We start from the raw sequence: 20,343 nt of genomic DNA, 5'->3' as shown, positions 1-20,343 counted from the left end.
GGCGGCCTCAAATCCTTCCAGGCGGCGGTGTTACAGAGTCAGGGTCATCGCTTTGACCAGCGCGCCCGGCAAATGACTCGATCCGGTTTGCCGTTGGCCGTAGGTGCTGGTCGAAAGGATCAGCTCACGCTCGGCGGTCAGGGCTTCGAGCTGCTGGCCGAGCAGGTTGTACAGGGTGTCGTCGAAGCGCATGGTGCTGACCGGCCCCTTAATCTCGCCGTTCTCGACCCAGAAGGTGGCAAAGCGGGTCAGGCCGGTCATCCGTGCTGCTGGCAGGTCAGAGTAGTTCAGGTACCACAGGTTGCTGATGTACAGGCCGGTGCCCAGGCGCTGGAGGATGTCGGCGGTGGCCAACTCGCCCGGTGCCAGGCTCAGCGCGCAGGGCGACTCGTAGCTGTCGGCGCCGTTGGCGGCCAGCTTGAACTCCGCTGCGCTGCGGGCACTGACCAGGCGCTGCAGGCCGCGACCCTCGGCGATCAGTTGCAGGTCCTGGCGCTGCGAACCTTCGTCGGAAAACGCCGGGCTCAACGAGCCACTGACCTGCTCGCTGATACTCACCAGCGGGCTCAATTGCGCATCGCCGCTGTACAGGCGCTGCAAGGCGCTGTTGCCGGTGGCCAGTGCCTGCGCGGAAAAACCGCCCCAGCAGAGCATGCCGGCGATTTCATCCATGGCCGCTGGCGCCAGGTAAGCGCGATAGCTGCCGGGCTTGAGCAGCACCCCAGGCAGGCCCAGATAGGCCAGTTGCTCGCGGGCCAGGCGCAAACGCTCGACAAAGGCAGCAGCGTCCCAGCTCTGGCCTGCATAGTTGGCTTTGACTGCCTCGCCGTTGGCGTGGAACAGGCTCCAGTCGAAGTTGAAACTGACCGCTTCATGCCAGCCAAACGCCCCGAACGAACTGGCAAAGCCGCGGCAGATCGGGCCGGCGGCGTAGATGCCGACCAAATCCAGTTCGGCAGCTTCGCGCTCGACCAGCGCCAGCACCTCGGCTGGGGCCGGCAGCGCCTGTTGTTGCAGGCTGTGCGACTGCCAGGCGCTGTCGTCCAGGCTCAGGTACGGGTCGACGGCCAGCAGCGGCAAGGTCTGGCGCAATTGCTTGAGCGCATCGTGCAGGCGCTGCTGGTCAAGCTCGGCATCGCCACACAGGGTGAACTGCTGCTCGGCCTGGCGGCCATTGTCGACCAGCCGCAGTTGGGCGCTGGCCTGGCTGACCACACCGGCCTGGCGCACCTTGGCATGGTTGAAACGAATGAACTGCGACTGCTCGGCGCTGAAACCGAGGGTGAACTGCTCGCCGTCGCGCAGGGCTGCACGCAAGGTTTGCAGCAGCTGCTGGAATTGCTCCTGGGGTGTGGCGCGCATCAGGCGTCTCCTCCGAATACATCGATCTGGCTGAACACACAGGCCGGCGACGCATGGCCGACCCGCACCACCTGATTGGGCTCGCCCTTGCCGCAGTTGGGGGTGCCGAGTACCTCGAAAGTGCTGCGGTCGCCGACTGCCGACAGGTCGCGCCAGAACTGCGCCGAAATACCGCGGTAGTTAGGGTTCTTGACCACGCCCTTGAGTTGGCCGTCTTCGATCAACTGGCCCCACTCGCAGCCAAACTGAAACTTGTTGCGCGCATCGTCAATCGACCACGAGCGGTTGGTGCGCATCAGGATGCCCTGCTCGATACCGCCAATCAGCTGCGCCAGCGACTGCTCGCCGGGTTCGATATTGAGGTTGGCCATGCGGTCGATCGGCGCGCGGTTCCAGCTGCAGGCGCGGCTGTTGGCGACCCCATCAAGCCCGGAGCGGAACTGCGACAGCGCGCCCCCGAGCGGGCGTAACAGCTTGCCCTGACGGATCAGGAACTGCTTGCTGGCGGCCGTGCCGTCATCGTCGTGGCTGTAGCTGGCCAGCTCTTCGGCGATGGTCGGGTCGAAGGTCACATTGAGTAGGCTCGAGCCATATTGCAGCTGGCCGAAGTCGCTGGCTTTGACGAAACTGGTACCGGCGTAGTTGCGCTCGTCGCCCAGAATTCGGTCCATCTCCAGCGGGTGGCCGATCGACTCGTGGATCTGCAGCATCATCTGGTCAGGCATCAGCAACAGGTCGCGCTTGCCGCTCGGCGTGTTGGGCGCCAGCAACAGTTGCAAGGCCTGATCGGCAACCTGCGTCGCGGCACCGATCAGACCGCAGCGCTCGATGATCTCGAAACCGCCCTGCTGGCCAAAATTGTCCCGGCCCAGGCTGCGGCTCTGGCTGTCCTGGCCGTCGCTGGCAGTGACGGCCATGCCCGGGAACAAAAAGCGCTGGGCGTGGCGCAGTTCGGCGCCGGCCGAGTTCAAGTAGGTCTGCTCGACTTCGCTGATACCCAGGCTCGCCTGCCAATCGACCAGGCGGTCATCCGTCGGCACGCTGGCCGATTCGGCGGCGAGCAGGCCCAGGCAATCGGCCAGGTTCGGCAGCGGCTGAATGAAGTTGGGGGAGACATGGTCATGGCGCTCGCTCGGCACGGGTTGCGTGCTCAAATCCAGCAGGCTGTGCCGGGCGATCTGCCGGGCCAGCGCTTCGGCCTGCTCCAGCGCCCGTTGCAAGCCGCTTTGCGAAAGATCGGCGGTGGCCGCATAGGCCTCGACACCGTTGATGCGCACGGTAAGCATGGCGCCTTCGTCCTGATTGAAGAACGGTGGCTGGGCAACATTGCGGCGCACCGCCAGGCCTTGATAGGACTGCTTGACGTGGCGCAGCGAAAACACCTCGGCCGTACTGCGCAGCGAGGCAAAGCGCTGACGCAGCAGGGCGCTGGAATCGAACATGGGCAGAACTCCGTGAACGCGGCGGCTCCCCCTAGAACCACCCTTCGTGCATGCTCAGGCAAGTGTCATCGCGGGCCTCGAGCAGTGCCAGCTCAGTATGGCAGCCCGGTACTTCCCAAGTCAGGAAATAACGCGCCGCCTGCAACTTGCCACGATAGAAGTGGTGGTCGGCCGCCGCGCCGTTGACCAGCCCGCGCTCGGCATGCAGCGCCTGCTCCAGCCAGCGCCAGCCAATCACGCAATGGCCAAACACCTTGAGGTACAGCGCCGAGTTGGCCAGCGCAGTGCTGACCTTGCCCGCCGCCATATCGCCAAGCAGCGCCAAGGTCACCGCCTGCAGCCGATTGACCAGTTGCTCAAGCGGCTGGCGCAGGTCATCGAGGGCAGGGTGATGGCTGGCGCGCTCGGCCGTTGCGGCGATCAGGCGGATCAACTGCTTAAGCCCGGCGCCGCCATTGTGCGCCAGCTTGCGGCCGAGCAGGTCGAGCGACTGGATGCCGTGGGTGCCTTCATGGATCGGGTTCAGGCGATTGTCGCGGTAGTACTGCTCGACCGGATACTCGCGGGTGTAGCCGTGACCGCCGAGGATCTGGATCGCCAGCTCGTTGGCCTTGAGGCAGAACTCCGAGGGCCACGACTTGACGATCGGCGTCAGCAGGTCGAGCAATGCCTGGGCCTGCTGGCGCTCGCTGTCGCTGGGCGCGGTGTGGGTATCGTCGAACAGCCGCGCTGCATACAGGCCCAGATCGAACGCACCTTCGACATAGGCCTTCTGCGTCAGCAACATACGCTTCACGTCACTGTGAGCGATGATCGGCACTGCCGCGCTGAGCGGATCCTTGTTGTCCGGCAAACGCCCCTGTGGCCGCTGGCGCGCATACTCCAGCGAGTACAGGTAGCCGGCATAGCCGAGCATCACCGCACCCATGCCGACGCCGATCCGCGCCTCGTTCATCATCTGGAACATGCAGGCCAGGCCCTGGTGCGGCTGGCCCAGCAAATAGCCCACGCAGTTGCCCTGGTCACCAAAGTTAAGCGCCGTCGAGGTGGTGCCGCGCCAGCCCATCTTGTGAAACAGCCCGGCCAGCAGCACATCGTTGCGCGGGCCCAGGCTGCCATCGGCATTGGCCAGGTACTTGGGCACGATAAACAGCGAAATGCCCTTCACCCCGGCGGGCGCGTCCGGCAGCTTCGCCAGCACCAGATGGACGATGTTCTCCGACAGCTGATGGTCGCCGCCGGAGATGAAGATCTTGTTGCCCTTGATCCGGTAACTGCCATCGCCAGCCGGTTCGGCGCGGGTGCGGATATCCGCCAGTGACGAGCCAGCATGGGGTTCGGTCAGGGCCATGGTGCCGAAGTAGCGCCCCTCGATCATCGGCTGCAGGAACAAGCGCTTCTGCTCATCGCTGCCGAAACTCTCGATCAGGTTGGCGGCGCCCATGGTCAGAAACGGGTAGGCCGTAGTGCCCGCGTTGGCTGCCTGGAAGTGCGCGAAACAGGCTTGCGAGAGCAGGCTCGGCAACTGCATGCCACCGACCTCGAAATCGCGGTTGGCATTGAGGAAACCCGCCTGCAAAAAGGCATCGACCGCAGGCTTCACTTCGGCAATCAACTCGGCCCGGCCATCGACGTAGCGCGGTTCATTTTCGTCTGCCTTGCGGTTGTGCCCGGCGAAGTACTTCTCGGCGATGGTGCGCGCAGTGGCCAACGCCGCATCGAAGGTTTCCCGGCTGTGCTCGGCGAAGCGCGGGCGCTGGGTCAGGGCCTCGGCGTCGAGTACTTCGTAGAGCTCGAAAGCCAGGTTGCGGGAGCTGAGCAGGGTTTCGGACATGCTGGCGGGTCCAGTGGTGAGGGGCTTAAGGCGAGTCTAGGAACGAGGAGTGGGTGAGGCCAGCATCATTGATTGAGGTGATGGTGTGGGGGAGGGGTGGCGAATTGCGGCCACTAAGTGCATGTCACGGGCTTCTGGAGCGGCCTTGTGTTGCGATGCGCCGCGCGGGCGGCGCTGGATCTTGAGAGCGCTCCCCGCAGTCCCCATTTCCTCGAAGGGCTTCACATGACTTGAGCGCGTTGGCCAAGGCGCTGATGGATGATGCCGAGTTGGGGATGCGGCGGTGATTGCGCTGCGGTGCGCCAACGGCCGGCTATTGGACGTAGTTTGGTGTAACTGCTGCTGATGTCGGGGCCGCTTCGCGGCCCTTTCGCGACACAAGGCCGCTCCTACAGGGGCCGCTTCGCGGCCCTTTCGCGACACAAGGCCGCTCCTACAGGGACCGCGTCCAGTCGGCGTAGGCGCGCCAGACGCCTCGCCCGCCGCCATGCGCGGTACTGTAGGAGCAGCCCCAATACAGGCGACGCCGACCTGGAATCAGGCGATGCAAGTGGCAGCAAGTTGTATCTGAAAGTCATAAAAAAGGAGAGCCGAAGCTCTCCTTTTTGGTTACTGCCGTGTCGGTGTCAGCCGATCGTCATCAAGCTCGCGTTACCCCCCGCCGCAGCGGTGTTGACGCTCACTGCGCGCTCGATCACCAAACGCTCCAGGGCAATCTGCTGATCGCCGCTGGACAGCCCGTGCACACCGACAATCGCCCCGGCGCGCTTGGCTACCTGCTCGCACACGGCGCGCAGTTGGTCCGAGTGGCCGTGGTGGATAACAGCATCGAACGCTACTTCATCCTTGGTCCAGTCGGCCACCAGCTTGACCTTGCCTTGCAGCTCTTTAGGCAGGCGCGCACGCAGGCTCTTGGCCGGCTCGCCGTCGACGCATACCGCCGAGCTGCCTACGGCCAGTACCGCAGCCAATTGAGCCAGCAGGTCAGCTTCATTGTCTGCCAGGCACAGCACATGCTCGCGCGGCAGGATGGTGTAGCTGTTGCGCTCGCCGGTCGGGCCCGGCAGCAGGCGGGTGATGCCGCTCTGTGATTGCTCTGCGAACTGCTCGCAGAGGCTGGCCAGGTCGCTCAGCTTGTTGCTTTCTGCCCAGGCTTTAAGGCTGTGCAGCGGCTTGATCAGTTGCTCGCGCAGGACGCTGTCGACCTTGCTGGCAGCATCGGCCTCCTTGAACTGGCGAGCCACGGCGTCGACCGGGCGGGTTGAGAGCAGGCGGTACAGGTACAGCGGGCCGCCGGCTTTCGGGCCGGTGCCGGACAGGCCTTCACCACCGAACGGCTGCACGCCGACCACGGCACCGACGATGTTGCGGTTGACGTACATGTTGCCGGCGTTGACGGTATCCACAACCTTGGCGATGGTTTCGTCGATGCGGGTGTGTACGCCCAGGGTCAGGCCGTAGCCGGAGGCGTTGATCTGCTCGAGCAACTGGTCGAGATTGCGGCGGTTGTAGCGCACTACGTGCAGTACCGGGCCGAAGATCTCGCGCTTGAGTTCGTCGAAGCTGTCCAGCTCGATCAAGGTCGGCATGACGAAGGTACCGCGTTTGCACTCGGCAGCATCGGCGATGGCCACCTGATACACGGCGCGGCCTTTTTCACGCATGGCCTGGATGTGCTTCTCGATGCCAGCCTTGGCTTCGGCGTCGATCACCGGGCCGATGTCCACCGAGAGTCGTTCCGGGTTGCCCTGGCGGTTCTGCGCCATGGCGCCCTTGAGCATTTCAATGACGCGGTCGGCGGAGTCCTCCTGCAGGCACAGGACGCGCAGGGCCGAGCAACGTTGGCCGGCGCTGTCGAACGCCGAGGAAACCACGTCGATCACCACTTGCTCGGTCAAGGCCGACGAGTCGACGATCATCGCGTTCTGCCCGCCGGTTTCGGCGATCAGCGGGATCGGCCGGCCTTGAGCGTCGAGGCGGCCAGCGATATTGCGTTGCAGCAGGCGGGCGACTTCAGTCGAGCCAGTGAACATCACACCTTTGACTCGCTCGTCACCGACCAGACCGGCGCCGACGGTTTCACCGCGGCCTGGCAGCAGTTGCAGCACACCTTCAGGGATGCCGGCTTCAAGCATCAAGCGCACCGCTTGCGCAGCGATAAGCGGAGTTTGCTCGGCAGGCTTGGCCAGCACAGGGTTACCGGCAGCCAAGGCCGCGGCAACCTGGCCGCTGAAGATCGCCAGCGGGAAGTTCCACGGGCTGATGCACACCACCGGGCCCAGTGGGCGGTGGGCGTCGTTGCTGAAGTTGTTGCGGGCCTGTACTGCGTAGTAACGCAGGAAGTCCACCGCTTCGCGGACTTCGGCAATGGCGTTGGCGTAGGTCTTGCCGGCCTCACGCACCAGCAGGCCCATCAACGGCTGGATCTCGGCCTCCATCAGGTCGGCGCTGCGCTCGAGGATCGCTGCACGCTCGGCTGGCGGCGTCGCTTGCCAGATCGGCGCAGCGTTCAGCGCGCACTGGATGGCGTTGTCGACATCAATGACGGTGGCTTCCTGCACATGACCGACGACGTCGCGATGATCGGACGGGTTGATCACGGCTGCCGCCACTTCCTGGCTGCTGGCGCAACCCAGCATTGGTGCGGCTTTCCACTCGGTGTGAGCGGTTGCCAGCAACGCGCAGGACAGCGACGCCAGGCGATGTTCGTTGGCCAGGTCGATACCGGCCGAGTTGGCCCGCTCGCTGCCATACAGGTCACGCGGCAGTGGGATGCGCGGGTGCGGCAGGCCGATGCTGCCTTCCTGGGCCGCCATTTGCTCGATATTGGCGACCGGGTCGGAGACCAGCTCTTGAATCGAAATCGAGTGGTCGGCAATACGGTTGACGAACGAGGTGTTGGCGCCGTTTTCCAGCAGGCGTCGCACCAGATAGGCTAGCAGCGTCTCGTGGGTACCGACCGGGGCATACACCCGGCACGGACGGTTCAGCTTGCCATCGGCAACTTTGCCCACCACTTGCTCGTAGAGCGGCTCGCCCATGCCGTGCAGGCACTGGAACTCGTACTGGCCCGGGTAATAGTTCTGCCCGGCGATGTGGTAGATGGCCGACAGGGTGTGGGCGTTGTGGGTAGCGAACTGCGGGTAGATGGCTTCTGGCACCGACAGCAGCTTGCGTGCGCAGGCGATGTAGGAAACATCGGTGTACACCTTGCGGGTGTAGACCGGATAGCCTTCCAGACCTTCGACCTGGGCGCGCTTGATTTCGCTGTCCCAGTAGGCGCCCTTGACCAGGCGGATCATCAAGCGATGGCGGCTGCGCTTGGCCAGGTCGATGACCGAGTCGATCACGTACGGGCAACGCTTCTGATAAGCCTGGATGACAAAGCCGATACCGTTCCAGCCAGTCAGCGATGGCTCGAAGCACAGGCGCTCGAGCAGGTCCAGCGACAGCTCGAGGCGGTCGGCTTCTTCGGCGTCGATGTTAAGGCCGATGTCGTACTGCTTGGCCAGCAAGGTCAGCGACAGCAGGCGCGGGTACAGCTCGTCCATCACCCGCTCGTATTGCGCGCGGCTGTAGCGAGGGTGCAGGGCGGAAAGCTTGATCGAGATGCCCGGGCCTTCATAGATGCCGCGGCCATGGGAGGCCTTGCCGATCGAGTGGATCGCCTGCTCGTAGGAGGCCAGGTACTTCTGTGCGTCATGCTCGGTGAGTGCGGCTTCACCGAGCATGTCGTAGGAATAACGGAAGCCTTTGGACTCGAAGCGGCTAGCGTTGGCCAGGGCTTCGGCGATGGTTTCGCCGGTGACGAACTGCTCGCCCATCAGGCGCATGGCCATGTCGACGCCCTTGCGGATCATCGGCTCGCCGCTCTTGCCGATGATGCGCGTCAGCGACGAAGTCAGGCCGGATTCGTTGTGGGTCGAGACCAGCTTGCCGGTCAGCAGCAGGCCCCAGGTTGCTGCGTTGACGAACAGCGACGGACTGTTGCCCAGGTGCGGGTGCCAGTTGCCGGTGCTGATCTTGTCGCGGATCAGCGCGTCGCGGGTGCCTTTGTCGGGGATGCGCAGCAGGGCTTCGGCCAGGCACATGAGTGCAACGCCTTCCTGCGACGACAGCGAAAACTCCTGCAGCAGGCCCTGAACGATACCGGCACGACCGCTGGCGCTCTTCTGGTTACGCAGCTTCTCGGCGATGCCCGAGGCGAGCTTGTTGGTGGCTTCGGCCTGGGCAGTGGTCAGGCGCGCCTGCTCCAGCAGCATCGGCACCATTTCCTGCTCGGGGCGACGGTAGGCCGAAGTGATGGCAGCACGCAGTACCGATTGCGGCAGGATGCTTTCAGCGAACTCGAGGAAGCATTGATGGCTATGCTCAGGCTGTACCTCGCCGGCGTCGTCACTGAGGTTGGCACCATGGCCATTGATTTCGTGCAGGGTCGCGCCACCCTCGAGCTTCTCCAGGTAATTGAAGATAGCCTGCTTGATCAACCAATGCGGCGTGCGGTCAATCGACTGCGCAGCTGCCTTGAGTCGCTCACGGGTAGGGTCATCGAGTTTGACCCCAAGGGTGGTCGTCGCCATTTCTTATCCTCATTATTGCCACTTGCTGTGGCTTTAGCTGAGGCCAAGATTAGCGCTAGCCCATTGCGGGTGCAACCTGGTGCAACCCGTTTTTTTATAGTTTGAGGTGCAACTCGTCTGGCGCGTGGTTTCAGGTCGTCGCGCTGCTCGATTGTGGTGCGTTTTCCTTTGATAAACGCGGCGTTTGCGACAAAAGTGTCTAAAAGCGACGTTTTCTGTGTAAACGCATTTCAGGGTGCAACTGGCAAATGAAAAATGGTTGCACCCGGTTCATGTTGTTGCATAGCATGCGCCGCCTGGGTGCAACCGCTTTGTCGGCAGGTTGCATGAAATAAAAACAAACGCCAGGGCACAACCATGGGCAATCCACTGACGATCACCTTCGTGGTCTACATCGCAGCAATGGTACTGATCGGCTTCGCCGCCTATCGCTCCACCAACAACCTTTCCGATTACATTCTCGGCGGACGTAGCCTCGGTAGCGTTGTCACCGCGCTGTCCGCAGGTGCCTCCGACATGAGCGGCTGGCTGTTGATGGGCCTGCCAGGCGCCATCTACATGTCCGGCTTGTCCGAAGCCTGGATCGCCATCGGCCTGACCGTTGGTGCCTACCTGAACTGGCTGTTCGTGGCCGGCCGTCTGCGTGTGCAGACCGAGCACAACGGCGACGCGCTGACCCTGCCGGACTACTTCGCCAGCCGCTTTGAAGACAAGAGTGGCCTGCTGCGGATCATCTCCGCGATCGTCATCCTGGTGTTCTTCACCATCTACTGTGCCTCCGGCATCGTGGCGGGTGCTCGTCTGTTCGAAAGCACCTTCGGCATGTCGTACGAAACCGCGCTGTGGGCCGGCGCTGCTGCGACCATCGCCTACACCTTCGTCGGTGGTTTCCTGGCAGTGAGCTGGACCGACACCGTGCAGGCCTCGCTGATGATCTTCGCGCTGATCCTGACGCCGATCATCGTGCTGATCTCGACGGGCGGCTTCGACACCACCTTCCTCGCCATCGAAGCGCAGAACCCGGCCAACTTCGACATGTTCAAAGGGGCGACCTTCATCGGCATCATCTCGCTGATGGGCTGGGGCCTGGGCTACTTCGGCCAGCCGCACATCCTCGCGCGGTTCATGGCTGCCGAGTCGGTCAAGTCGATCGCCAATGCTCGTCGCATCTCGATGACCTGGATGATCCTGTGCCTGGCTGGTACTTGCGCCGTGGGCTTCTTCGGTATCGCCTACTTCTCGGCCAACCCTGAACTGGCTGGCCCGGTTACCGAGAACCACGAGCGTGTGTTCATCGAGCTGGCGAAGATCCTGTTCAACCCGTGGGTTGCCGGTGTGCTGCTGTCGGCCATCCTGGCGGCGGTGATGAGCACCCTGAGCTGCCAGCTGCTGGTCTGCTCCAGCGCCCTGACCGAAGACTTCTACAAGACTTTCCTGCGTAAAAACGCTTCCCAGGTCGAGCTGGTCTGGGTCGGCCGGATGATGGTCCTGGCCGTGGCACTGATCGCCATCGCCCTGGCAGCCAACCCGGAAAACCGCGTGCTTGGTCTGGTGGCGTACGCCTGGGCTGGCTTCGGTGCTGCGTTTGGTCCGGTAGTCCTGCTGTCGGTACTGTGGAAGGGTATGACCCGCAACGGCGCGCTGAGCGGTATCGTAGTTGGCGCACTGACCGTGATCTTCTGGAAGCAGCTGGACACCGGCCTGTACGAAATCATCCCGGGCTTCCTGTTTGCCACCATCGCCATCGTGCTGGTGAGCAAGCTGGGCGCACCGACCTCGAGCATGGTTTCGCGCTTCGAGAAGGCTGACGAGGCTTACCACATCGGTAAGTAATGTTGCCCTGACCGCTGTATGAAAAAGCCCGCGCCTGTTTAGGTGCGGGCTTTTTCTTGCCCGCTGCAAGGCAGGCCTGCAGTCGCCTGGCGCATACGCAGGCCTGACGGCTCCAGCCTGACAAGGTAAACTTGCCGCCTGCGCAGGAGTTGCCATGAACTATCGTCACGCCTTCCACGCCGGCAACCATGCCGACGTCTTCAAACACATCGTGCTGACCCGCCTCATCGCCTTGATGTCGCGCAAGGAGCAGCCGTTCGCTTACATCGATACCCACGCCGGCCTCGGTCTGTACGACCTGCACGGCGACCAGGCGAGCCGTACCGGTGAGTACCTGGAGGGCGTTGCCCGGCTGTGGGGCCGTGACGATCTGCCAGGGATCACCGCCGACTACCTGCGCGTGATCAAGCGCCTGAATCCAGAAGGTGAGCTGCGCTATTACCCGGGCTCGCCCGAGTTGGCGCGCCGGCTGATGCGTCAGCAGGACCGTGCGCTGTTCAACGAAAAGCACCCGGAAGACGGCCCATTGCTGCGCGAGAACATGAAAAAGGACCCGCGCGTCACCGTTCATCTGGGCGAAGGCTGGCATGTGCCGCGGGCGCTGCTGCCAGTGCAGGAAAAGCGCGCGATCATGCTCATCGATCCGCCGTTCGAGCAGGCCGACGAGCTCAAGCGCTGCACCGTTGCAGTCAAGGAAGCGATCGGGCGCATGCGCCAGACGGTGGCGGTGATCTGGTACCCGATCAAGGACCAGCGCTTGCTGACTCGCTACTATCAGGACCTGACCAGCACCGGCGCGCCGAAGCTGCTGCGCGCCGAGCTGTATGTGCATCATCAGGACAGCCCGCAGGGTCTGAACGGTTCCGGCCTGGCGATTGCCAACCCGCCATGGGGCCTGGAAGAAGAGCTGCGCGAGTTGCTGCCGCTGCTGGCCAAAGAGCTGGCCCAGACTGACGGTAGCTGGCGCCTCGATTGGCTGATTGCTGAATAATCCGATCCTGTCTCGCCGCCCCGGGCCCGCTCCACACAGGGGCGGTGCGCGATGGAGCTTTGCGTTATAATCCCGCCCTTTAGCCGCCGTCCGCCCGTGAGGCCGACCGCGCATCTCTACCGAATGAAGAGGCTAGACCCTTGGCATTGACGATTCTTGGCCTGTCCGGCGCCCTTAGCCATGACCCTTCCGCGGCCCTGTACATCGACGGCAAGCTGATTGCCGCCGCCGAAGAAGAGCGCTTCGTGCGTGACAAGCATGCGAAGAACCGCATGCCCTACGAATCGGCGAAGTTCTGCCTGGAGCAGGCCGGCATCAAGCCGTCGGACGTCGATGTGGTCGCCATACCCTTCGCCCCGATCAGCCTGTTCGGCAAGGCCCGCTGGCACTATGCCAAGCGCTACTGGTATGCCCCGGACCGCGCCCTCGACGCGCTGCTGATGGGTAACCGTCGCTACAAGCGCTATCGCAACAAGATCGTCTGGTGCCTCGAGCAACTGGGCTTCGATCCGAAAAAGATCAAGATCGAGCCGGTCGAGCACCACCTGGCGCACGCCTCCAGTGCTTACCACTGCTCGGGCTTTAAAGAAAAAACCGCGATCCTCGGCATCGATGGCAAGGGCGAATACGCCACGACCTTCTTTGGCTACGGTGAAAACGGCAAGATCCACAAGATCAAGGAGTTCTTCGATCCGGACTCGCTCGGCGGCCTGTATGGCGCGATCACCGAGTTCCTCGGCTTCGAAATGCTCGACGGCGAGTTCAAGGTCATGGGCATGGCGCCATACGGCGATGCCAGCAAATATGACTTCTCGCGCCTGGCCAGCTTTGAAAACGGCGAACTGGTGATCAACACCGAATACGCCAACGTCATCGGCCTGCGTCGCTATAAAGAAAAGGGCAAGGGCTTCTACTTCTCGCCAAAACTGATCGAGTGGCTGGGCCCCAAGCGCGAAGGCGATATCGCCGACGAGCCGTACATCCACTACGCGGCGAGCATGCAGGCGCTGTTCGAGAAGCTTGCGCTGCAGATGATCGACCATTATCTGGGCGACATCCTCAAGCAGACCGGCAAGCTGGCCTTCGCTGGCGGTTGCGCGCTGAACGTCAAGCTCAACCAGAAGATCATCGCCCGCCCGGACGTCAAGGAGCTGTTCGTGCAGCCTGCCTCCGGTGACGCCGGTACTGCGGTCGGCGCTGCTGCCTACGTGTCGCACGCCCGTGGCGTCCCGGTCGAGAAGATGGAACACGTCTACCTCGGCCCGTCGTATTCCAACGAAGACGTGATTGCCGCCTGCGCTCGCCATCCGAGCCAGCCGCAGTGGCGCAAGCTGGACAACATGCCCGAGCAGATCGCCAAGATCATGGTCGATGGCAACCCGGTGGCCTGGTTCCAGGGCCGTATGGAATTTGGCCCGCGCGCGCTCGGTGGCCGTTCGATCATCGGCTGCCCGAGCGTTGCCGGGGTTGCTGACCGGATCAACCACCAGATCAAGTTCCGCGAGCGCTGGAGGCCTTTCTGCCCGTCGATGCTCGACACCGTTGCGCCGCAGATGATCAAGATCGATCACCCTGCGCCGTTCATGACCTTCACCTTCGAAGTGTCGGATGAATGGAAAACCCGTGTACCGGAAGTGGTCCACGAGGACGGCACTTCGCGTGCCCAGGTGCTCAAGCGCGAATACAACCCGCGCTACTACGACATGATGAAAGCGCTGGAAGACCTGACCGGCAACGGCGTGTCGCTGAACACCTCGCTGAACCGTCGTGGCGAACCGATGATCTGCTCGCCGACCGACGCCTTGAACATGTTCTTCGGCTCGGACCTGCAGTACCTGATCATGGAAGACATCCTGGTCGTGAAGGATGGCGCTGCGCCTTATGACCAGCCGCTCTGAACCGCGCATTCTGCAGTTCTGCCATGGTTATGACGGGCCGTTTCTCGACTGCGCCCGTCAGTACGCCAGCCTGTTTCAGGGGCGCGGTTATCAGGTCACCACGGTGTTTCTCACCGGCAAGGCCGATCCGCAGGTAGCCGCGGGCTGTGCTTCGGACGAAGTGCTGTTTCTCGAATTCAGCTCCAAGGCCGTGCGCGGCCTGAAGCTGGGGGCGATACGTGCGCTGCGGCGGATCGCTGCCGAGCGCAACTTTGCCCTGTGCATCGCCCACCGCTTCAAGCCGATCTATATCGCCTTGCTCGGCACCGATCTGCCGGTGATCGGCGTGCACCACGCGTTCGGCGACTATCAGCGCAACAGCCGCCGGCTTTTCGCTAATCTGTTCCGCCAGCGCCTGAGCTTGCTCGGCGTGTCCGACGCGGTGCGCGACGATATGCGCCGCTGCCTGACGCAGTGGCCGGCCGAACGTATTCAAACCCTGTACAACCGCATCGACGTCGATGCACTGCAGGCCAGCCTGGTGCCGGCTGAAGAAGCCCGGCGGGTGCTTGGCCTCGATCCGCAGGCGTGGATTGTCGGCAATGTTGGCCGTCTGCACCCGGACAAAGACCAGGCGACCTTGCTCAAAGGATTTGCCCAGGCGCTGCCGAATCTGCCTGCCGGTGCTCGCCTGGCGATCCTCGGCACTGGCCGCCTGGAGCCACAGCTCAAGGCCCTGGCGGTCGAACTGGGTATTGCTGCTCAGGTCGACTTTCTTGGCCAGGTGGCGGATGCGCGGTGCTACTTCAAGGCGTTCGATGTATTTGCGCTGAGCTCGGACCACGAGCCGTTCGGCATGGTTCTGCTGGAGGCTATGGTCGCCGGCGTTCCGGTATTGGCCACGGCCTGTGGCGGTGCCCGCGAAGTGGTCGAGGGCGTTGGCATGCTGTTCCCGCTGGGCGATGCCGGGCAGTTGGCCCAGGGCCTGGAACATATGGCCAGGCTGGACGACCAGCAGCGTCAGGCGTGTGCCGAGCACATGCTGCAACGCTTGCGCGAGCGCTTCAGTGACCAGGCCGTCGCCGAGACCTTCTGGCAGTTGCCGCAAGCACAGGCGTTGGCGGTGCAGCCGTGATCTTCAACCGCATCCCGGCTGTGCGCGAGCGCGGCTGGAAAGTCATCGATGCCGCCGCCTATGCCGAGACCTGGCAGCGCTTCGGCGGCAGCGTCGCGACCCATCCGCGGGTGCTCGAACAGTTGGCTGAGCTTGCGCAGATCCCGGTCCGCTATCTGGGGTGGGAGCAGGGCGGTGATTTACAGGCGGCCATTCCGACCTGGGGGCGCCACCTGGCATTGTCCAAGGACGTGCTCAAGCGTCACGGCAAAAAGGGTCTGTTCGACCTGGGCAATGCCGAACTGATTCTGCCGGCGTCCAGCACTGCCGAGGCGCCGCTGCGGCACGCCGGGCGCTACCTGTCAGAGCTCAACCACGGGCGCTTCAGCGGCCTGCAGGCGCAAGCTGAACAGTTGGCCATGGCCCGCGCGCCGGAAGACCTGTCGAAGAAGTTTCGCTACAACCAGCGCCGTGAACTGCGCTTGTTGGAAGAAGCCGGCGGGCAGGTGCAGCCGATCAGCGATTTTACCTCGGCGCAGATCGCCAGCATGTATTGCGACCTGTTCCAGCGCCGCTGGGGCTTCGCCGCCACCGGCGCGCAGCATATGCCTGAAGTGCTCGAGCGCCTGCGCGAGCTGTTGATCGGTTCGGTGGTATTGCTTGAAGGTGCACCGATTGCCATCCAGCTGATCTACCGTGTCGAGGCCCCGGAGTGGGTCAGCGTCGAGTACGTCAACGGCGGCGTCGACCCCGAGACCAAGGCGTTCAGCCCCGGTAGCGTGCTGAGTTTCCTCAATACCCAGGCCGCCTGGGAAGATGCCCGCGCGCGCAACAAGGCCCTGCGGTTCTCCTTCGGTCGTGCTGACCGGGAGTACAAGGAGCGTTGGTGCACGCCGGTGCCGGTGTATCAGGTCTGACCATGAGCGCACGCAAGCAGCAGTTACTCAATCGTCATCGCAAGCGCAAACGGCTGGTTGTGTTGGTGCTGTTGTGCGTTCTATTGCTGTCGGGCTTGTGGCTGTGGTGGCTGCCGCCGGTACTCGCGCTGCTGCTGTGGGTCGGCCATGAAGCCTGGTTTTCCGATCACCTGTTCTACGTGGCCGCCAGTGATTACGAGTACGACCTGCAAGGCTGCGCGCGCTACCCGCTGCACAGCCGCGACGGCCTGCTCACGCTGCCTGCAGATTGCGTACTGGATGCCAGCCAGACCCTGCTGCTGCGGGTGCAACTGCGCGCCAGCTTGCTGGGTCGGCTGCTTGACCCTGCCGTTGTCATCGAAGGCGGCAACGCCGACAAGCAAAGCTTCGAGCGCGGCGCCAAGGGCGTGCGCTACCTCAATCTCAGTGGTCAAGAGGCTGCATTGGCAGCTGGGCAACTGCGTTTGCGCGGGCGCCACTGCCGGCTGGCAGCTGAAATGGAGCTGCTGGTTATCGGCCACGCCGACTACCTTGCCGGCACCCTGATGGTGATCGCGCCGCATGCCGATGATGCCGAACTGGCGGCCTTTGCAGCGTATGCCCAGGCCGAGCAGAGCTGGATCGTCACCCTGACCGCTGGCGAAATTGAAAATGAGTACTACCGCGACACACTGGCCCTGGACACCGTGCAGGCAGCCCGGCTCAAGGGCGAGCTGCGCAGTTGGGACAGCGTCGCCGTGCCGCGCTGGGCCGGGGTGCCATCGGCGCAGAGTGTGCAGCTCGGTTACTTCTGCATGCAATTGAGCGCGATGCAGGCCGATCCGCAGGCAGCAGTGGCGTCCCGTGAGGCCGATCTGGTCGACACGCGTCCGTTTCGCCGCTTCAACGAATGCACCCTTCAGAGTGATGCACACGGTCAGCCGACCTGGCAGGCCCTGGTGGCTGACCTGTGCGAGCTGATCGAGCGCGCGCGACCGGACACCGTAGTGCTGCCGCATCCGCAGCTCGACCCGCACCCCGATCACGTCTGCGCCCACGACGCACTGCGCGAGGCGCTGGCCGCGTGCCAGTGGCAGCCGCAGACCCTGCTGCTGTACGCCAACCACCTTCATGACAACGACCGCTGGCCGATGGGCGAGGCGGGTGACGGCGTGGCCTTGCCCCCGTTGTTCGAGGCGCAGCCGGGGATGTGCCCGTGGGCACTGCAAGTCTCGCCTGAGCGACAGCGGCAAAAGGCCATGTCTTTGGCTATGATGCACGACCTGCAGCCGCCGGCGCCGCTCAAAAGGCGGGTTCGGCGCCTGCTGCAACAGTATCTGGCTGGTCGCCGTTGGCCGCTATTTGGTAAAAACGAGTTCTTCCGTAAGGCAGTGCGTCGCCACGAACTGTTTTGGGTCGAGACACTGGTCGACAAGAGTAAACCACAGTGAAAGTCCTGTTTCTGGTCCAGAAAGAGCAGCGCGCCATCCTTGATCGGCTGTATGAAGGCATCGCCGCCAGTTGCGAGTGTGATATCCGCTGGCTGACCGACGCCGAACAGGACGACCTGCGCGGTTACTTCAAGCAGCATGTGCAGGTCGAACAGTACGACCGCATCCTGTTCTTCTTGCGCTTCAAAAAGGAGATCCGTCAGGTTCGCTTCATCAGCCAGATACCCAATCTGGTCATCCTCGAGCACGATGCCTACCAGAACTACATCCCCTGCAAGTACACCGGCAAGTTCAGCGCGCATTACCGCCGCCTGCCGTGGGCGCGGGTGATCACCTCTGGTGCGGTGGTCACCCGCCGTCTGCAGGACGAAGGCTTTGACGCGGTGTTCGTGCCCAAGGGCTATGACCAGGCGCTGCTGCGCAACGAGAACCGCGAGCGCGATATCGAACTGGCGTTTGTCGGCAGCCTGCGCAGCGTCGCCTATTCCGGGCGCAAGGCCATGCTCGACTCGTTGGCCGAGGTGGAAAACCTGGTCATCACCCGCACCAAGTCCGGCGAAGAGTACAGCCAGACCCTCAGCCGCATTCGCTACTTCGTCAGTGCCGATGTCGGCATGGGCGAGTACATGATCAAGAACTTCGAAGCCATGGCCTGTGGCTGTGTGCTGTTCGCCTACGACCAGGGTGATGAAGAAAACCGCGCCCTGGGCTTTGTCGACATGGAAAACATCGTGCTGTACCGCGACCTTGCGCAATTGCGAGAAAAACTCGCGGTGCTGCGTGCCGACAGCGCCCTGGCCGAGCGTATTTCCCGCAATGGCCAGGCATTGGCAGAGCAGCGCTTCAGCTTCCACGCCATCGGCCAGGCGATCGTCGAGGCCATGCGTCCCCCTTTGCGTCAGCGTGACAACCCGGGCCCGTGGCAACGTCTGCGTCGCGCCCTGGGTCTATAACGCCCGACCCTAAACCATCGAGGACAACCATGCTTTTCAGTGAAAGCAGCGAGATCACGCTGATGGTGACCAGTTGCGGTCGGTTCGATCTGCTCAAGCGCACGCTCGAGACCTTCGACCGCTTCAACACCGCGCCCATCCGCGAGGTGTTCATCACCGAAGACGCCGGCGACGAAGCCGTGCGCGAGTGCATCCCCGAACACTGGCGTGCGCACACGACCTTTATCGTCAACAACCCGAAGCTGGGCCAGTTGCGTTCGGTTGACGCCGCGTACGCGCAGATCAAGACGTTCTGGGTGTTCCACTGTGAAGATGACTGGGCGTTCTACCGCCCGGGCTTCATCGAAGACTCCATGGCCCTGCTTGAAGCCGATCCACAGGCCTTGCAGGTCTGGCTGCGCAGCTTTGCCCATGACCTGCAGGTGCATAGCCCGTATGTGTTCCTGCACGAGCGTCAGGTGCACGCCGGCATCCCGTTCTACCAGCTGGGTTCGAACAAACCGGAATGGCAGGGGTTCTCCTTCAATCCGGGCCTGCGCCGGCTGGCTGATTACCAGGCGCACGCGCCGTATGCCTCGCATTCGGGCGAGAAGAGCCTGTCGCGGCTGTATGCCGACGCCAACCGCTACGCACTGATTCTTGAAAACGACGCTGTATTGCACACCGGTTTCGGTGAGCACGTGGAAATGCCCGAAGAGAAGGTCAAGAAGCTTCGGCGCAAGCGCATGGAGCGCATCAAATTGATGGCTGCGCTCGTTATTGGACTGCTGGTTGGATGGATATTGAAGGATGTTTGAAAAGATAGGCAAGGAGGGCGCAATGAGCAGGCAATACTTTGCTGCAGCACTGATCGTGTTTCTGCTCAGCTATGTGTTGATGACGTCCTCGAAGTGGACCAACAACATTTTTTACGCGTTCGTCGCGTTGCCTGGGCTGGTGTTCCTGATAAAGGAGCGCGGCGCGGGATTGTTTGCAAACAAGCTGGGCTGGGCCTGGGTAGTGTTTCTGCTGTGGTTCCTGGTGCCGGCGGCGGTGGCTGGTGATGGGCAGTTCTACAAGCACATCCTCTATGTGACCTTGTTCGTGTTCATTCTGGGCGGGCTGCTCAATCCGGACTTCTTCCGCTCCGAGGCATTCACCCGGGCCCTGTTCTGGGCGTTGTGCCTGTATATCTATGGCTGTGCGGCCTATGCCTACCAGTCTGGCGAGTTCCGCTTCGGCGCGCGAGTAGGGATCCTGCCCGCGCGGCTTGAGAACGTGATCTATGCCAGCATCTGGTTGTTCTGCGCGCTGGCCCTGGCCATGCCAGCGTGGGTCAAGAACCGCCGCTGGGTGGAAGCCTGTGCTGCCGTAGTGCTATCGGTGGTGGCGGTCAGTTTCGTCTTGCAGACGCGCACTGCACTGGTCGGCGCAGCCTTCCTGTTCGCGGCCTGGGCGTGCTACGCGCTGTGGCGCTTCCCCCGGGTTGCCGGGCCTTGGCTGTTGGCGTGTGGGGTGATGGGGGCGATAGCGCTGTGGCTGGTCAAGGATGCGCAGTGGTTCCATAACCTGTTTGCGCGCGGCGACTCGTATCGCATCGAGTTGTTCCAGATCATGGTCGGCGAGTGGCGCAATTGCGGCTGGCTGCTTGGCTGTGGCGTAGAGTTCCAGACCGACAAGCTGCTCAGCGGTGTGATGCCGATTCAGCATCCGCATAACATCTTCGTCGCGATGGGCTTGTACACCGGTGGCGTTTCGCTGGTGTTGTTCCTGATCGTCATGGCCATGACCCTGATCGAAGCGATTCGCCTGCGCGATCCGTGGGGTATGTACCTGGCGTGCGCGCTGGTGATGCTCAATTTCGATGGCAGCAAGCTGATCGGCAATCCGGATGAGCTTTGGCCGCTGGTGTTGTTGCCGGCAGCGATGGTGTTGGGCAGGGTTGTCCAGCAACAACAGCGTAAGCGCTGGTAACAGATCAGAAGCTTGCGCGATCCCTGTAGGAGCGGCCTCAGCATCGCCGCTGACTTC

The 20,343-nt window shown here is 62.9% G+C and carries 13 protein-coding genes; 9 read left to right on the top strand and 4 right to left on the bottom strand.

Features of this window, described 5'->3' with window-relative positions; genetic code table 11:
* Window positions 1-30: 30 nt before the first annotated feature.
* From ACIOAU_RS08570 to putA, 4 genes are all read right to left on the bottom strand, one after another.
* A complete protein-coding gene (locus ACIOAU_RS08570; RefSeq protein WP_401181349.1) occupies window positions 31-1,362 on the bottom strand; it encodes a TldD/PmbA family protein in 1,332 nt (443 codons plus the stop codon).
* Window positions 1,362-2,804 (bottom strand): TldD/PmbA family protein, encoded by a 1,443-nt coding sequence (locus ACIOAU_RS08565; protein WP_401181346.1) that lies wholly within the window; start codon window positions 2,802-2,804, stop codon window positions 1,362-1,364. The genes ACIOAU_RS08570 and ACIOAU_RS08565 overlap by 1 nt, the downstream gene beginning before the upstream one ends.
* A 31-nt stretch (window positions 2,805-2,835) precedes the next feature.
* Window positions 2,836-4,638, bottom strand: coding sequence for an acyl-CoA dehydrogenase (locus ACIOAU_RS08560; RefSeq protein ID WP_150571092.1), 1,803 nt, complete (start codon window positions 4,636-4,638; stop codon window positions 2,836-2,838).
* A gap of 626 nt (window positions 4,639-5,264) precedes the next feature.
* Window positions 5,265-9,218 (bottom strand): trifunctional transcriptional regulator/proline dehydrogenase/L-glutamate gamma-semialdehyde dehydrogenase, encoded by a 3,954-nt coding sequence (gene putA / locus ACIOAU_RS08555; protein ID WP_401181343.1) that lies wholly within the window; start codon window positions 9,216-9,218, stop codon window positions 5,265-5,267.
* A 357-nt stretch (window positions 9,219-9,575) separates the two neighbouring features.
* Between putA and putP the strand changes: the two genes are divergently transcribed.
* The 9 genes from putP (at window position 9,576) to ACIOAU_RS08510 (ending at window position 20,286) form a co-directional block, all read left to right on the top strand.
* The gene (gene putP / locus ACIOAU_RS08550; RefSeq protein WP_220632963.1) at window positions 9,576-11,051 is read left to right on the top strand and encodes a sodium/proline symporter PutP; all 1,476 of its coding nucleotides are present in this window, start codon (window positions 9,576-9,578) and stop codon (window positions 11,049-11,051) included.
* Window positions 11,052-11,205: 154 nt separating this feature from the next.
* Window positions 11,206-12,042 (top strand): 23S rRNA (adenine(2030)-N(6))-methyltransferase RlmJ, encoded by an 837-nt coding sequence (locus ACIOAU_RS08545; protein WP_150571094.1) that lies wholly within the window; start codon window positions 11,206-11,208, stop codon window positions 12,040-12,042.
* Window positions 12,043-12,182: 140 nt separating this feature from the next.
* Window positions 12,183-13,940, top strand: a complete 1,758-nt coding sequence (locus ACIOAU_RS08540; RefSeq protein ID WP_101315830.1) for a carbamoyltransferase — start codon at window positions 12,183-12,185, stop codon at window positions 13,938-13,940.
* Complete coding sequence (locus tag ACIOAU_RS08535) at window positions 13,924-15,054, top strand: glycosyltransferase (RefSeq protein WP_401181338.1); 1,131 nt, start codon at window positions 13,924-13,926, stop codon at window positions 15,052-15,054. The genes ACIOAU_RS08540 and ACIOAU_RS08535 overlap by 17 nt, the downstream gene beginning before the upstream one ends.
* Window positions 15,054-15,950 carry an antimicrobial resistance protein Mig-14 gene (locus tag ACIOAU_RS08530; RefSeq protein WP_150573091.1) on the top strand — a complete coding sequence of 299 codons (897 nt, stop codon included), beginning with the start codon at window positions 15,054-15,056 and terminating at the stop codon, window positions 15,948-15,950. The genes ACIOAU_RS08535 and ACIOAU_RS08530 overlap by 1 nt, the downstream gene beginning before the upstream one ends.
* A gap of 2 nt (window positions 15,951-15,952) precedes the next feature.
* Complete coding sequence (locus ACIOAU_RS08525; protein ID WP_259074450.1) at window positions 15,953-17,380, top strand: PIG-L deacetylase family protein; 1,428 nt, start codon at window positions 15,953-15,955, stop codon at window positions 17,378-17,380.
* Window positions 17,377-18,333 carry a glycosyltransferase gene (locus tag ACIOAU_RS08520; protein WP_401181335.1) on the top strand — a complete coding sequence of 319 codons (957 nt, stop codon included), beginning with the start codon at window positions 17,377-17,379 and terminating at the stop codon, window positions 18,331-18,333. Before ACIOAU_RS08525 ends, ACIOAU_RS08520 begins: the two co-directional genes overlap by 4 nt.
* 29 nt (window positions 18,334-18,362) lie before the next feature.
* On the top strand, window positions 18,363-19,130 hold the full coding sequence (locus tag ACIOAU_RS08515; protein ID WP_219860653.1) for a glycosyltransferase family 2 protein: 768 nt from the start codon (window positions 18,363-18,365) through the stop codon (window positions 19,128-19,130).
* A gap of 22 nt (window positions 19,131-19,152) precedes the next feature.
* Window positions 19,153-20,286 (top strand): O-antigen ligase domain-containing protein, encoded by a 1,134-nt coding sequence (locus ACIOAU_RS08510; protein WP_224785561.1) that lies wholly within the window; start codon window positions 19,153-19,155, stop codon window positions 20,284-20,286.
* Window positions 20,287-20,343 lie beyond the last annotated feature (57 nt).

It is taken from the genome of Pseudomonas sp. NPDC088322 (assembly GCF_044740745.1).
Classification (GTDB): domain Bacteria; phylum Pseudomonadota; class Gammaproteobacteria; order Pseudomonadales; family Pseudomonadaceae; genus Aquipseudomonas; species Aquipseudomonas shirazensis.
Note: the sequence above shows the minus strand (reverse complement) of the source record. Positions and strands in the feature narration are given on the sequence as shown.

Excerpts from the sequence above, each read along its gene's own strand:
- ACIOAU_RS08570 (WP_401181349.1), bottom strand. The coding sequence starts at position 1,362 with ATGCGCGCCACACCCCAGGAGCAATTCCAGCAGCTGCTGCAAACCTTG.
- ACIOAU_RS08565 (WP_401181346.1), bottom strand. The coding sequence starts at position 2,804 with ATGTTCGATTCCAGCGCCCTGCTGCGTCAGCGCTTTGCCTCGCTGCGC.
- ACIOAU_RS08560 (WP_150571092.1), bottom strand. The coding sequence starts at position 4,638 with ATGTCCGAAACCCTGCTCAGCTCCCGCAACCTGGCTTTCGAGCTCTAC.
- putA (WP_401181343.1), bottom strand. The coding sequence starts at position 9,218 with ATGGCGACGACCACCCTTGGGGTCAAACTCGATGACCCTACCCGTGAG.
- putP (WP_220632963.1), top strand. The coding sequence starts at position 9,576 with ATGGGCAATCCACTGACGATCACCTTCGTGGTCTACATCGCAGCAATG.
- ACIOAU_RS08545 (WP_150571094.1), top strand. The coding sequence starts at position 11,206 with ATGAACTATCGTCACGCCTTCCACGCCGGCAACCATGCCGACGTCTTC.
- ACIOAU_RS08535 (WP_401181338.1), top strand. The coding sequence starts at position 13,924 with ATGACCAGCCGCTCTGAACCGCGCATTCTGCAGTTCTGCCATGGTTAT.
- ACIOAU_RS08525 (WP_259074450.1), top strand. The coding sequence starts at position 15,953 with ATGAGCGCACGCAAGCAGCAGTTACTCAATCGTCATCGCAAGCGCAAA.
- ACIOAU_RS08515 (WP_219860653.1), top strand. The coding sequence starts at position 18,363 with ATGCTTTTCAGTGAAAGCAGCGAGATCACGCTGATGGTGACCAGTTGC.
- ACIOAU_RS08510 (WP_224785561.1), top strand. The coding sequence starts at position 19,153 with ATGAGCAGGCAATACTTTGCTGCAGCACTGATCGTGTTTCTGCTCAGC.